Below are 14,009 nucleotides of genomic sequence, written 5' to 3'. Positions count from 1 at the left end.
TACGCCCGCTTGTTCGGCGGTCGCACTTTCACTGTATTTATCTTCGCTCCGTTAGTTCGTATCGGAGGTGATATAGGGTTCCTGCATGTTTGTATTCAAGTACCAAGGATTGGCACCACTGTCGGTGGCCCTGATCTTCAGCAACGCCTGCCTGGCCGACGGCGAAGAACAATTCAATACCTCGTTCCTGCAGGGCGCAGCCTCCGCCGTCGACGTACAAGCGCTGCTCGCCAGCAGCACTGTGCTGCCCGGCAACTACCGGGTCGACCTGTACGGCAACGACACCCTGGTGGGCCGTCGCGATATCGACTTTCGCCATAACTCCGCCACCGGTAAAACCGAGGCTTGCCTGACCCTTGAGATGGTGCAGCAACTGGGCGTCGATATCGCCAAATTGCAAGCGGCGGGAAAACTTGTCGATGATGACCCCAACGCCTGCATCAACCTGCCCGCCTTGATTGACCACTCCAGTGTGCGCTACGACGTGCCTCGCCTGCGCTTGCTGGTGAGCGTACCGCAAAGTGCCATGGAACGTGGCCGCCGTGGGTATGTAGACCCGGCCTTGTGGGACGATGGTGTGCCCGCCGCGTTCATCAACTACCAGCTGAGCAGCAGCCGCAACAGCAACCAGGGTGAAACCACGCTCTCCAACAACATCGGCCTGCGCAATGGCATAAACCTGGGCGGCTGGCGGCTGCGCAACGAATCGAACTTCAGCAGCAGCACTGGCCGCCCCAATACGTTCAAGAGCAACCGCAGCTACCTGCAACATGACGTCACGGCGTTGAAGGGCCAGTTCAGTGCCGGGGACATTTTCTCCGACGCCGACCTGTTCGACAGCGTGCGCTATCGTGGTGTGAAGCTGGGCTCCGACGACGGCATGCGTGCCGACAGCGAGCGCGGCTATGCGCCGATCATTCGCGGTATCGCCCAGTCCAGCGCGACCGTGGAAATTCGCCAGAACAACTACATGCTCTACACGGCTAACGTACCGCCGGGCCCGTTCGAGATCAGCGACATTTACCCCAGTGGCTCCAACGGAGACCTGGAAGTGACCATCATCGAAGCCGATGGCCGACGACGGGTTACGGTGCAGGCATTTTCCAGCTTGCCGATCATGGTGCGCCAGGGCCAACTCAAATACAGCGTGTCGGCCGGGCAGTACAACAGCAACAGCGACGATCAAAAGTCGCCGCAGTTCGTCAGCAGCACCCTGGCCTACGGCATCAGCAGCAACCTGTCCGGGATTATCGGCGCCCAGGCCACGGAAAATTTCCAGGCCATGTCCCTCGGCGCTGGCCGTAATACCTCTATCGGTGCGGTGTCCCTGGACGTGACCCATTCGGTCAGCCGTACCTTTGGCCAGGCGGTCACGGGCAACAGCGTGCGGGCCTTGTACGCCAAGACGTTTACTGGCACCGACACCAGCTTCACCCTCGCCGCTTATCGCTATTCGACCGAGGGCTACCGCACCCTCAGCGATCACGTCGAGGAGTTGAGCCATGAGGGCCAGAAACGCTCGGGCAACTCGAAAACTCGCACAGACCTGACCATCAACCAGAGCCTTGGCCCCAACCAGCAATATGGCACCCTTTACGTGAACGCCAGCGACCAGCGTTACTGGGGGCGTGGGGGTTCGCAAAGTCTGTCGGCGGGCTACAGCAACTACTGGGGCGAGGTGAGTTACAACCTGGGCGCAACCTACACCAAGGATGTCGGCAACTATGGGCCGGCGAACAACGACACTTTGGTCAACCTGTCGCTGTCCTTCCCACTGGGCTCAAAACCCCGTGCGCCGCGGGCGTTTATCTCCGCCAGTACGCAGAAGGCCAGCGACACCACCCAAGTGGGCATCAACGGCTACCTGTCCGAAGACAGCGACACCTATTACTCGGTGCAAGGCGGTAACAGCAGCACCGGCGGCAGTACCGGCTCGGCCAACCTCAGCACCCGCACCTCGATGATGGATGTCAGCGCCGGCTACAGCCAGGGGCGCGGGTATAACTCGCAGAACCTTAACCTGTCAGGTTCCGTGGTGGGGCATGCGGGCGGGATCAATCTGGGGCAAACCGTGGGTGAGACCTTTGCGCTGGCGCAGGTGGAAGGTGTGGAAGGCGCAAAAATCGGCAGCTTTTCCGGCGCCAAGACCGGCAGCAATGGCTTCGCGGTGGTGCCTAACGCGCAGCCTTATCGCGTTAACTGGATCAGCTTGGACACCCGTGACCTGGGTACCGATATCGAGATCGACAACGCCACTCAGCAAGTGGTGCCGCGACGTGGTGCGGTAGTACTGGCGCGCTATGCCAGCAAGACCGGACGGCGTGTGCAGTTTGCCTTGTTCGATGCCCACCACCAGCCAATCCCGTTTGGCGCGGCGCTGGAAGACAGCGCGGGCAAGCAGATCGCAATTGCCGACCCTGGCGGCAAGGCGCTGGCCTTGGTTGAGGCCGACACGGGCACCCTGGTGATCAGTTGGCAGGGGCAGCGGTGCGAGGCGACTTATGCATTGCCGCAGCGTAATAAGGTGTTGAACTATGAGCGGGTGGAGTTGAGCTGCCGTCCTTAGTTCGCCGGCCTTGTAGGAGCGAGCTTGCTCGCGAAAAACTCACGGGCGCCGCGTTCATTCAGGATGCACGCGTTATCGTTGACGTTTTTCGCGAGCAAGCTCGCTCCTACATTTTTTGATCGGGCAAGGTTTAGAAGTCGCGTTTGTAGAAAATATCCAGGGAGCTGGCCACACCCGTCGCCACTTCAAGATAGACCTTCTTGCTCAACAAATAACGCAACGCAATGGTGTTAGCCGGCTCGAACACCCCTACCCCGTAACGCAGGCTGAGCTTCTCGTTGATCTTGCCGCTCGCGACCACCGCCGTACTGTTGCCGGTGCCCTGGGTGTCCAGATCAAAATCCTGAATCCCCAGCTTATTGGCGATATCCGTGGTCACCCCGGCGCTGCCCATCAAGCCCAGGCCCAAGGCGGCTTCGGCGAGCATGTTGTTGTCTTCGCCGGTGTTGGTGCGCGAACGGCCCAGCACCAGGTACGACAGCGCATCTTCCTGGGCCATGGCCGGCTCGGAGAAGATCTGCGTAGTCGGCTGTTCGGCGCTGCCGCTCAGGCGAATACCAGCGGTCACGGTGCGGGACGATTCGACCACCACACGCACAGCTTCAATATCTAGGAACGGTTGATCCAGCGGCCCGGCAAACAACAGTCGTGCACGCCGCACGTTGAGGCGCTGGCCATAGGCGCGGTAGCGGCCGTCGTTGAGCCATAGCTCACCACGGGTGTCCATGTTGTCGCCGATATGCACATGGCCCTGGACCTTGGCGGTGAGGCCGAAGCCGGCGAAGTTGAGCTGGTCTTCACCCACCTCCACGTCGATATCCATCGCCATGGCCATCGGCGGTTTGCCCTCTTCGGTCTGGCTGCCGATGATCACCGTGTCGTCGGACACCTTGACCGTCGAAGGCGGCAGTTCGCGCACGGTGATATCGCCACGGGGGATGTGGACTTTGCCGGCAATCGCCAGTTTGTCGTCCTTGAGGCTGATCTTCAGGTCGGGCGCTACTTCCAGCTTGGCGTAGGGTTCCACGGTGACCGGCAGTTGCGAGCCTTTGAGGCTGAGGTCGACCACCAAAGCGCGGCCCCAGTCGATCTGGCCCGTGAGGCTGCCCTGCCCGGCCTTGCCGCTGTGCCAGCCGCCGTTGAGCTGCACGCTTTCGCCGGCGATCTGCGCCTGCAGGTTCAGGCCCTCGAGGCTGATGGGCAGTTCGGGCCCGGAGACTTCGCCGCCCACCAGGTTGAGGTTGCCGTTGACCAAGGGCGCGAGCAAGCCGCCGGAGATGCGGCCGCTGCCGTTGAGCTTGCCGGTGAGCTTTTCCACCATGGGCACAAAGGGCCGCGCTACAGAGAGGTCCAGGCCAGCGAGGCTGAAGGTGCCAGTGATCGGTTTGTTGTTCGGCAGCGGGTTGATCTGCGCCTGCAACAACAACTCGCCGAGCTTGCCGCCACGGAAATTCAGCTGGGTGTCGATGCGCTTGGGGTTAAGGGTGGTTTCCAGTTTCAGGGTGTCGTAGGGGAAATCCAGCCACTGGCCCTTGTCGCGCACGCGCAGGGTGCCGCCACTGGCGTCCACCGCGACCACGCCTTTTGGGCCGCTCTGCGGCAGGTCCAGTTGCACATCGGCGTTGAGCCTGCCCTGCCAGGCGAAGTCTTTGGGCAAGAAGGCCGCGAGGCTGTCGAGGGGGAATTGCTTGAGGTGGTAGCGCAGCTTCGGCTCGGGCATCAGGCGCTGGTCTTCGCCACACAGGCTGGCGCCGCCGGAGACCCAGCAGTGTGCGCCAAAGGTCAGCTTGCCATCGGCCAGGCGTTCGATCTTCGCCGGGGCTTGCAGCCGCCAGTCCTGGCCACCGGCTTGCACGTCGCCACTGGCCAGGCGCCCGCGCCAGTTGTCTTTGTCGAGGTTGCCGTCCAGGGCCAGGGCCAGTTTGACCAGCGGGCCAGTCAGAGCCAGCTGGACCTTCTGGCTCTTGATATCGCCCTGGGCGCTGGCAGTGAGGGTGCCGACTTGCGTCTCGCCGCTTTGAATGCCGCTGGCCTTGAGGTCGAGCTTGGCGCGTTGGGCGCTATCGAGGTTGGCGTCCAGGTTGAGGCTTTGCAGGCGGTTGTCGGCAAAGGCCAGTTGCTGGCCCTTGAGGTCGAGCTTGCCTTGAGGGGCTTTCAAGGTGCCGGCCACCTCGACACGCCCGTTGACTTGCCCGCGCAGTTGCGGCCAGAGCTGGGCCAGGCGTGCCAGCTTGACGTCGATCTGCCCGGCCAGGCGCTGTTGCAGGCTGCCGCTGCCGTTGATGCGGTTGTCGCCCAGGCGGATGTCCAGGTTGGCGAGGGTCCATTGTTCGCCGGCGCCTTCGGCCTTGGCCGCGAGCACGGCGGTTTGGCCACGCAGGCGGCCCTTGAGGTCGAGGTCGGCGTTGAGCTTGAGCTGTTCATTTTTGAACTCGCCTTTACTGCGCAGTGGCCCGGCCAGGGTGCCGGGCAGCTCCGCGACCCAGTAGGCCGGGTTCAGCGCCGACAGATCCAGGGCGGTGTCCCAGGCAATGCCGTCGGCGAATTGCAGGTTCAGGTGGCCTTCTGCCTTGCCCTGGCCGGCACTCAGCTTCAGCTCAGGCAGGAAGACTTGCTTGAGGTCGCCGCTGAAGGGGGTGACCACATTGAACTTGCCCGCCGGGCCATCGAGGTCGGCCTTGAGGTTGCCCAGGTAGTTGCCGTCCTTATAGGAGACTTCGCCGTTGAACGTGCGCAAGGCCACTTGCGGTTCGTCGATGACGGGATAGAGGCGATGCCAAGGGAAGTCCAGCCAGTCGATCTTTGCATCCGCGCTGAAGCCTTGTTGCCAGTCCAGGTTGGCACTGAGCTTGAGGCTTTGCTTGTCGCCGGCCGTCAGGTCCAGGCCGGCGATCTGCGCGCCCTTGGCGTCAACCTTGCCCTTGAGCAGTAAATCCACCGGGCCTTTTTCGGCCGGCAGCACGGCCTTGCCCAACAACTGGTAGCCATTGCTCAGGTCGCCTTTGGCACTCAGGTCCAGTTGGTTGAGTTGCAAGGTATCGGGCAGGTCTGCGCTGGGTTTGAACGACTCGGAGGTGATGTGCACCTGCGCCGGCAGGTGTTCCACCAGGGGTTGCAGCTCGCCAGTGAGCTTGGCCGGCAGGTAGCCGCGGCTGTCGGCGTCGAGCTTGAGGGTTTTGAGCAGGTCGCCGTCGAGCTTGAGGGCGATGGTCCAGGGTGCGCCGCCCGGCGCGTAGGGCAAGCTCAGGTTGCCGGTGGCATTCAGCGGCCAATCGCCGGTAGGTTGCAGCAGGCCGGCGAGGTCCAGCACCAGATCGTCGCGCTGCAGATGCACCGAGTCGATCTGCAAGCCGGCGGCGGTCCAGTGCGCGGCCAATTGCAGGCCCTTGAGTTCTTCACTGCCGTTGAACAGCAGGCTGCCGATGCGCACATCGCCCAACTGCAGGGCAACCGGCAGTTTCAGGTCGGGCAGTTGAATCGGCCCGCTGTCGCTCTCTTCGGCACTGGGGGCGAATGCAAGGCTGACCTGTTCCACATCCAGTCGGTTGATGCACAGGGTCATGCGCAGTAGGCAGCCGGGCGACCAGTCAAACGTCGGTGCATTCAGCTCGACGCGGCTGCCGTCCTGCTGCCACAGCAGATGATCGGCGCTCCACTGCCCGCCCAGGCGGCCCTGGAAATTTTCCACGCTCAAACCTGGCACCTGGCCCAGGGCCCAGCGACTGCCCGCCTGGGTGCCGAGCACCGACCACAGCGCCACAAACAGCAAGGCGAGGATGGCGACCAACGCCAGCCCCGCTATTTTCAAACCACGCATCACAGCTCAGGCCCCATGGAAAAGTGCAAGCGAATGCCGCCCGGATCTTCGAGGGCATGGGCCAGGTCGAGGCGAATCGGCCCCACCGGCGACACCCAGCGCACGCCGACGCCCACACCGGTTTTCAGGCTGGGCAGCTCCAGGTTGTTGAAGGAGTTGCCCTGGTCGACAAAGGTCGCGATACGCCATTTGTCGGTGATGGAATATTGATACTCGGCGCTCAAGGCCACCATGTAGCGGCCACCGATGCGATCGCTGCGATCGTTCTCGGGGGACAGCGTCTGGTACTCGTAGCCGCGCACGCTCTGATCACCACCGGCAAAGAAGCGCAGCGACGGCGGCACGGATTGGTAGCCATTGGTGGCACTGCCGCCAAACTGCGCACGGCCCAGGAAGCGGTGGTTATCCCACAAAGTGGTCAGGCCCTTGATGGTCGCCGTGCCGTAAAGCAGGTTGGTGTCGGACCCAAGGCCCTCTTTGGCGACCTTGGTGTCGAACATCAGCCGGTAGCCATGGTGCGGGTCGATGCGGTTATCACTGCGCAGATAGGAATAACTCACACCCGGCATCAGCAGGTTACTCAGGCCCGAATCATTGCCCAGGCGATATTCTTCGCGCTGGTACTTGAGGGAGATCACCCGTGTCCAGCCACTGGGCAACTTGCTGTGCCATTCGGGGCCGATGGTGAGCAACTTGCTCAGGGTATCAGTGTTGGCGATCTCTTCATTCTGGTAGCCGCCGGCAAAGCGCAGTTTGTCGGTGAGCGGCGGGTCGAGCGGGATGTCGTACCACAGCCCGACGTTCTGCCGCGGCGCCGACAGTTCGGCTTCCCAGCCATAACTGTGGCCCTGGGGGTTGACCCAATGGCGCGTCCAGTTGGCTTTGCCCCGTGGGCCGACGTCGGTGGAGTAACCCAGGCCCAGGCCCATGGTGCGCGGCTTGCGGGTGTCTAGTTGCACCGCCACCGGGATCACGGCATCGGTGGCGGCGGTGGGGCTGGCATCCACGCGCACGCCTTCAAAAAAGCCGCTGGCTTGCAGGTTCTGGTTGAGTTCGGCGACCAGCTCGGAGTCGTAGGGCGTGCCGGGTTTGAACGGCACCATGCGCTGCAACAGCTCTTCATCAAAGGGCGTGTCACCGGTAAAACTGACTTTGCCCATGCTGTAGCGCGGGCCGCTGTCGTAAATGAGTTCGATATCGGCCACGCCCGCTTGAGGGTCCACGGCAAGTTTCTGGCTAGTGAATCGGCCGCTGAAAAAGCCGTAGCGCGAGGCCTGGTTCTGGATCAGGCGCTTGGCGTCTTCGTAATGGCCGTGGTTGAGCACGGCGCCGGATTTGAGGTCGTCGCTGGCGGGCACGCGAAACGCCTTCAAGCTCGCAGCCGGGCCATCGACACGCAGAGTCACGTTGCGCAAATGCACCGGTTCGCCGGGGTCGATGGTGAGGGTCAGGCGCGGATTCTTGCCGCCCTTCACATCGCTGGCGATCTGTGGCTGATAGTAGCCTAGGGCCTGCGCGGCTTTACGCGCCTGCTCCTCGGCGCCACGGCTGAACCGCAGCAAGGCTTCTTCATCACGATCGCCTACCCCGCCGATATAGCCTTCGATGTTGGCTTTCAGCGCGTCGTTTGAGGGTTTGATCCGCACGTCCAGTTCGCTTTGCGCCAATGCGCCGCAGCTTGTGAACAGCAGAATCAAGCCGCTGGTAAATCTTCCTGGAAACTTCATAGGCGCGGATGCTACACGAGCGAGGGAGGAACTTTGAACCAGGATTAGTCTGAATAATTCTGTTCTAAGCCGTTGCAGGATGTAACGCCTGGGGATTGGGATGGAAAAACACATGCTCGCGCACCGGCCCTACGGCGACTTCGCCGATTTCCTCATAGCCTTGGCGCTTGTAGAAATCCAGGTAACGGGAGTTGCCGGTGTCGAGCACCACGCCGGATGAATGCGGGTCGTCGGCACACCAATTGTGTACCGCTTCCAGCAACTGCTCGCCATGGTGCTTGCCCTGGAACTGCGGGTGAATGCCCAGCAGCGGCAGCACATGCACAGACGCGTTGGGCAGGCACGCCATGACGGCATGATGGTATTCCAGGTAACGCCGCGTACCGCGCACACCGGTGCTCAGCCACATACGGATTTGCCAGGCCCAGCTTTCGGTGATGCCCAGGCGCCGCTGGGGCGGTGCAATCAGGGCAATGCCGATCAGTCGGTCGTTGACGAACAGGCCGATGGCCGGGAGTTTCTGGAAGAAGTGCTGCTTGACCAGTTCGCGCACAGTGGCACGTACCCGCTGCTCATAGCCTGGCCGCTCGGCTTCGAAGATATAGGCGAAGGTCGGTTCATGGCGATACGCCTGGTACAGCAGGGATCGCGCTTCACGGGAGTAGCCGCTATTGAGCAGGCGGATTTCGGCAGTGGCCGTCGAAGTGTCTGGCATAACAATCAATCTCCCTGGGCGCCACTCAAACATGGCGTTCTTATGGGTACGAACCTGCACAGCTCCAGTCGTTCCCACATTAGCAGTGCATTCACCCTATCGCCACGCTGGCCCCCGCCCGACTTGTCGGCTAGCATCGCCCTTTTGCCAGACTGGACTGCCGACCATGAAAATCGTCTCCTTCAATATCAATGGGCTGCGTGCTCGCCCTCATCAGTTGGCGGCGCTGATTGAAAAGCATCAACCGGACGTGATCGGTTTGCAGGAAACCAAGGTTCACGATGATCAGTTCCCCTTGGCCGAAGTGCAGGCCCTGGGTTATCACGTGTACTACCACGGGCAGAAAGGCCACTACGGCGTGGCCCTGCTCTCGCGCAAAGAAGCGTTGAGCGTGCACAAAGGCTTTGCCAGCGATGAAGAGGACGCCCAGCGCCGGTTTATCTGGGGCACCTTCGCCGATGAAAACGGCCAGCCGGTGACCATCATGAACGGCTACTTCCCCCAAGGCGAAAGCCGCGACCACCCGACCAAGTTCCCGGCCAAGCAGCGCTTCTATGCAGACTTGCAGCACCTGCTGGAAACCCAGTTCAGCAACGACCAGGCACTGGTGGTGATGGGCGACGTGAACATCTCGCCGCAAGACTGCGACATCGGCATCGGCGCCGACAACGCCAAGCGCTGGCTGAAAACCGGCAAGTGCAGCTTCCTGCCGGAAGAACGCGAGTGGATGGAGCGCCTGAAGAACTGGGGCCTGGTGGACAGCTTCCGCCACCTCAACCCGGACGTGACCGACCGCTTCAGCTGGTTCGATTACCGCAGCCGTGGGTTTGAGGACGAGCCCAAGCGTGGGTTGCGCATTGACGTGATCATGGCATCCACTGGTTTGGTGCCACGGGTCAAGGATGCCGGGGTGGATTACGATTTGCGCGGGTTGGAGAAACCGTCGGACCATGCGCCGATCTGGCTGGAGCTGAGCTGATTGTAGGCGCGAGCTTGCTCGCGAAGAACTTGAGGGCGCCGCGTTTATTCGAGAAGCCCGCGTTATCGTTGACGTTTTTCGCGAGCAAGCTCGCTCCTACAGGAGATCAGGGGTGCCAGCCCCGTGTCGGTCATATGGCTGCAATCCAACTGACTTAATCTTGCGGCACTCCCTTTGGCTTGAGAAGGTGCCGGCATGATGCTGCGCGTTCTGTTCCTGTGTTGTGCAATCGCCCTCCCCGCCGTGGCGGCCCCTCTGCCCATTCCCGACCAAGGCCCGGCCCTGCGCATCCAGGGCTCCAACACCATCGGCGCAGCACTCGGCCCGGCGCTGGTCAAGGGTTTGATGGAGCATCAGGGTTTGCAGGACGTACACGCTGAAGCGGGTGCGGGGGCCAATGAACAGCGCGTGGTCGGCAAGACACGACAAGGCCAGACGGTCACCATCGAGGTGGCGGCCCACGGTTCCAGCACCGGCTTTACGGCGCTGAAAAACAACCGCGCCGACCTCGCCGCAGCGTCCCGCCCGATCAAAGACAACGAGTTGGTGGACCTCGACCCCTTAGGTGACTTGAAAAGCCCAGGCGCCGAACATGTGATCGCCATCGATGGCCTGGCAATCATCGTCAACCCGCGTAACCCGCTCAGTACCCTGACCACCGAACAATTGGCGCAGATCTTCAACGGCGAAGTCAGCACCTGGGAGGCACTGGGCGGTACAGGCGGGGCCATTCATTTATATGCACGGGATGATCAATCCGGCACCTTCGACACCTTTCGGGAACTGGTGCTGAGCCGCCGCGGCCAACCGCTCGCGCCGTCGGCCAAGCGCTTTGAATCCAGCGAACAGCTGTCCGATGCGGTGAGCCAGGACCCGCAAGGCATCGGCTTTATCGGCCTGCCCTCTGTGCGCCAGGCCAAGGCGTTGGCGATTGCCGATGGCGATTCGCAATCGATGCTGCCGCTGACCAGCCTGATCGCCACCGAAGATTACCCGCTGTCACGTCGGCTGTTCTTCTACTTGCCGCCCTCTTCCCGCAACCCGTGGGCCAAGGCGTTGGTGGAGTTTACCCAAAGCAGCAAGGGCCAGGCGATGGTGGCGGCCAATGGCTTTATCGCCCAGCAGGTGCAAGCGATTAGCGTGACGCCGCGCCCGTCGATGCCCGACGACTACCAGGCCATCGCCCGTGACGCTCAGCGCCTGACGGTGAATTTTCGCTTCGATGAGGGCAGCGCCAGCCTCGACAACAAGGCTCGCCAAGATGTGCAGCGGGTGGTGGCCTATATCAGAAGCCACGGCAAACTGGATAAACAGGTGACGCTGGTGGGGTTTGGCGATACCAAGAACGACCCGCAACGTGCGGCCTTGTTGTCGAAATTGCGGGCGATGGCAGTGCGCCGGGAGCTGGTCAAGGGCGGCGTGGTGCTGAGGGATATTCGCGGGTTTGGCGCGCAGATGCCGGTGGCGGCCAATACGGCGGATGAGGGGCGGATCAAGAATCGGCGGGTGGAGGTGTGGGTGTACTGAGGCTTGAATTTTGTGTGGTGGGCACTGGCCTCTTCGCGAGCAAGCCCCACACTCGACCGATTTCCAACTTGAGAATACGGTCGAATGTGGGAGCGGGCTTGCTCGCGAACACAGGCGAAGCGCTGTTACTGCCCGCCGCGCATCAATTCCCGCGGCACATATTTGCCAATCTCGAACTTGCCAATCGCCGCGCGGTGCACTTCGTCCGGGCCGTCGGCCAGGCGCAGGGTGCGTTGCATGGCGTACATATAGGCCAGCGGAAAATCATTGGAAACCCCGGCGCCGCCGTGCATCTGGATCGCGCGGTCGATGACCTTCAAGGCCACATTCGGCGCCACCACCTTGATCTGGGCAATTTCGCTTTTCGCCACTTTGTTGCCCACAGTGTCCATCATGTACGCCGCTTTCAAGGTCAGCAGGCGGGCCATGTCAATTTCCATGCGTGAGTCGGCGATCTTGTCGATATTGCCCCCCAACCGCGCCAAGGGCTTGCCGAACGCGGTGCGGCTGACCGAACGTTTGCACATCAACTCCAATGCGCGTTCGGCCATGCCGACCGAACGCATGCAGTGGTGAATGCGGCCTGGGCCAAGGCGGCCCTGGGCAATCTCAAAGCCACGGCCTTCACCCAGCAACACGTTTTCATACGGCACGCGCACATTGTCGAACAGCACTTCGGCGTGGCCGTGGGGCGCATCGTCGTAGCCGAATACCGGCAGCGGCCGCAGGATTTTCACGCCTGGGGTATCGACCGGCACAAGGATCATTGAGTGCTGCTGATGGCGCGGAGCGTCGGGGTTGCTCAGGCCCATGAAGATCAGGATCTTGCAGCGTGGGTCGCAGGCGCCGGAGGTCCACCACTTCTTGCCGTTGATCACCCACTCGTCGCCCTGGCGTTCGGCGCGGGCGGCCATGTTGGTGGCGTCCGAGGACGCCACATCCGGTTCGGTCATGGCGAAGGCCGAGCGAATCTCGCCGCGCAGCAGGGGTTCGAGCCAGCGCTGCTTCTGCTCTTCGTTGGCGTAGCGCACCAGCACTTCCATATTGCCGGTGTCCGGGGCGGAGCAGTTGAACGGCTCCGGGCCGAGCAATGAGCGGCCCATGATTTCCGCCAAAGGTGCGTATTCGAGGTTGGTCAGGCCGGCGCCCAGTTCGGATTCGGGCAGGAACAGGTTCCACAAGCCCTCGGCCTTCGCCTTGGCCTTGAGCTCTTCCATGATCGCCGTGGGCTGCCAGCGATCACCTTCGCTGACCTGGCGTTCAAACACCGGTTCGGCCGGGTAGACATAAGCGTCCATGAACGCAGTGACGCGTTCACGCAGTTCCTGAACCTTGGGCGAATAGGCGAAATCCATGAGCAGCTCCCTTCTCTGAGAGGTTGTTTAGGTCATGCATTCGATGCTAGAACAGCGCTGATAATTTACCTAGCCTATTCTCGGCGTGTATTAACATTCATCACCGATATATGATCGGCGCATGAGCACCTAACAATAAGAGCGCAACGAAATGAATCTGAGCAAGGTCGATCTCAACCTCTTCATCGTCTTCGATGCGATCTACACCGAAGCCAACCTGACCCGCGCCGGGCAGATCGTCGGCATCACCCAACCGGCGGTGTCCAACGCCCTGGCACGGTTGCGCGAGACCTTCAACGACCCGCTGTTCGTGCGCACCGCCCAAGGCATGGTGCCTACGCCTATGGCACAGAACATCATCGGCCCGGTGCGCAATGCGTTGTCGTTGCTGCGGGTGTCGGTGCAGGAAAGCAGAATTTTCAACCCACAGCAGGCGGCCAAGACCTACCGCATCAGCATGACCGACCTGACCGAAGCCGTGATCCTGCCGCCGCTGTTCCAGCGCCTGCGCCGCCTGGCGCCGACCGTAGTCATCGAGAGCTTCCTGTCCAAACGCCGCGAAACCACCAAGGAACTGGCCGCCGGGCGCCTGGACTTTGCCGTGGATGCCCCGCTCAACACCGACCCGCAGGTGCGTCACGTCAAGCTGATGGAAGATCGCTACGTGTGTGCCATGCGCAAGGGCCACCCGATGGCGGGCAAGGACAAATTCAGCCTGGATGATTACTTGTCGCTGACCCATATCCATATCTCCAGCCGCCGCAACGGTTTGGGTTATGTGGACCTGGCCCTGGGCAAGATGGGCATCCAGCGCAAGATCGCCCTGCGTTCCCAGCACTACCTGATGGCCTATCAGGTATTGCAACAGACCGACATGGTGATGACCGTGCCCGAGCGTTTCGCCCGTCGTCATGAACTGCACTGGTTCCAACTGCCAGTCAACAGCGTGCCGCCGCTGGAAACCCATTTGTACTGGCATGAAAGCACCGACCAGGACCCTGCAAACCGCTGGATGCGTGAACAGATGATCGAGATGTGCCAGCAGGTGACGGCCCAGGAAAAGAAGTTGGATAAACAACAGGCTTGAAGTTGAAGGGCTACCCCCTGTGAGCGCATAGGTATCTACACAACTTCGGTATGACGCCGAACCTGTGGCGAGGGAGCTTGCTCCCGTGACGGCCTGACAGCCGACGCTGATCTAACTGACGCACCGTGATCCAAATGTGGGAGCTGGCTTGCCTGCGATGACGGTCTTACAGTCGACATCGTTATACCGAGTACATATCCATTCCTGCGGTAACGGCCACCTAGGGTTCCGCCCTG

General features: G+C 61.6%; 8 protein-coding genes. 4 read left to right on the top strand and 4 right to left on the bottom strand.

Annotated features, from left to right (window positions below; all coding sequences use genetic code 11):
- The first annotated feature begins 85 nt into the window (after positions 1-85).
- The gene (locus tag DK871_RS24785) at positions 86-2,566 is read left to right on the top strand and encodes a fimbria/pilus outer membrane usher protein (RefSeq protein WP_161906985.1); all 2,481 of its coding nucleotides are present in this window, start codon (positions 86-88) and stop codon (positions 2,564-2,566) included.
- Positions 2,567-2,696: 130 nt separating this feature from the next.
- On the opposite strand, the gene DK871_RS24780 is transcribed toward DK871_RS24785, so the two are convergent.
- The 3 genes from DK871_RS24780 to DK871_RS24770 form a co-directional block, all read right to left on the bottom strand.
- Positions 2,697-6,383 carry a translocation/assembly module TamB domain-containing protein gene (locus DK871_RS24780; RefSeq protein ID WP_161906984.1) on the bottom strand — a complete coding sequence of 1,229 codons (3,687 nt, stop codon included), beginning with the start codon at positions 6,381-6,383 and terminating at the stop codon, positions 2,697-2,699.
- The gene (locus DK871_RS24775) at positions 6,383-8,110 is read right to left on the bottom strand and encodes an autotransporter assembly complex family protein (RefSeq protein WP_161906983.1); all 1,728 of its coding nucleotides are present in this window, start codon (positions 8,108-8,110) and stop codon (positions 6,383-6,385) included. Before DK871_RS24775 ends, DK871_RS24780 begins: the two co-directional genes overlap by 1 nt.
- 64 nt (positions 8,111-8,174) lie before the next feature.
- Positions 8,175-8,825, bottom strand: coding sequence for an N-acetyltransferase (locus tag DK871_RS24770; protein ID WP_161906982.1), 651 nt, complete (start codon positions 8,823-8,825; stop codon positions 8,175-8,177).
- 166 nt (positions 8,826-8,991) lie between these two features.
- On the opposite strand from DK871_RS24770, the gene xthA reads away from it, so the two are divergent.
- Complete coding sequence (gene xthA / locus DK871_RS24765) at positions 8,992-9,804, top strand: exodeoxyribonuclease III (RefSeq protein ID WP_047711179.1); 813 nt, start codon at positions 8,992-8,994, stop codon at positions 9,802-9,804.
- A gap of 195 nt (positions 9,805-9,999) precedes the next feature.
- Positions 10,000-11,331, top strand: coding sequence for a substrate-binding domain-containing protein (locus DK871_RS24760; protein WP_161906981.1), 1,332 nt, complete (start codon positions 10,000-10,002; stop codon positions 11,329-11,331).
- 125 nt (positions 11,332-11,456) lie between these two features.
- Here DK871_RS24760 and DK871_RS24755 read toward each other — a convergent pair whose 3' ends face one another.
- A complete protein-coding gene (locus DK871_RS24755; protein WP_034127914.1) occupies positions 11,457-12,686 on the bottom strand; it encodes an acyl-CoA dehydrogenase in 1,230 nt (409 codons plus the stop codon).
- A gap of 151 nt (positions 12,687-12,837) precedes the next feature.
- Between DK871_RS24755 and DK871_RS24750 the strand changes: the two genes are divergently transcribed.
- Positions 12,838-13,773 carry a LysR family transcriptional regulator gene (locus DK871_RS24750; protein WP_161906980.1) on the top strand — a complete coding sequence of 312 codons (936 nt, stop codon included), beginning with the start codon at positions 12,838-12,840 and terminating at the stop codon, positions 13,771-13,773.
- Positions 13,774-14,009: the final 236 nt, after the last annotated feature.

Origin of the sequence: Pseudomonas sp. L13, from assembly GCF_009935965.1 — a bacterium.
GTDB lineage: Bacteria > Pseudomonadota > Gammaproteobacteria > Pseudomonadales > Pseudomonadaceae > Aquipseudomonas > Aquipseudomonas lactis.
The sequence above is the reverse complement of the archived record's forward strand: the minus strand, read 5'-3'. Positions and strand labels throughout refer to the sequence as shown.

Bases quoted from the DNA above. Each gene is read 5' to 3' on its own strand.
- DK871_RS24750 (WP_161906980.1), top strand. From the start codon at position 12,838: ATGAATCTGAGCAAGGTCGATCTCAACCTCTTCATCGTCTTCGATGCG.
- DK871_RS24755 (WP_034127914.1), bottom strand. From the start codon at position 12,686: ATGGATTTCGCCTATTCGCCCAAGGTTCAGGAACTGCGTGAACGCGTC.
- xthA (WP_047711179.1), top strand. From the start codon at position 8,992: ATGAAAATCGTCTCCTTCAATATCAATGGGCTGCGTGCTCGCCCTCAT.
- DK871_RS24760 (WP_161906981.1), top strand. From the start codon at position 10,000: ATGATGCTGCGCGTTCTGTTCCTGTGTTGTGCAATCGCCCTCCCCGCC.
- DK871_RS24780 (WP_161906984.1), bottom strand. From the start codon at position 6,383: ATGCGTGGTTTGAAAATAGCGGGGCTGGCGTTGGTCGCCATCCTCGCC.
- DK871_RS24775 (WP_161906983.1), bottom strand. From the start codon at position 8,110: ATGAAGTTTCCAGGAAGATTTACCAGCGGCTTGATTCTGCTGTTCACA.
- DK871_RS24770 (WP_161906982.1), bottom strand. From the start codon at position 8,825: ATGCCAGACACTTCGACGGCCACTGCCGAAATCCGCCTGCTCAATAGC.
- DK871_RS24785 (WP_161906985.1), top strand. From the start codon at position 86: ATGTTTGTATTCAAGTACCAAGGATTGGCACCACTGTCGGTGGCCCTG.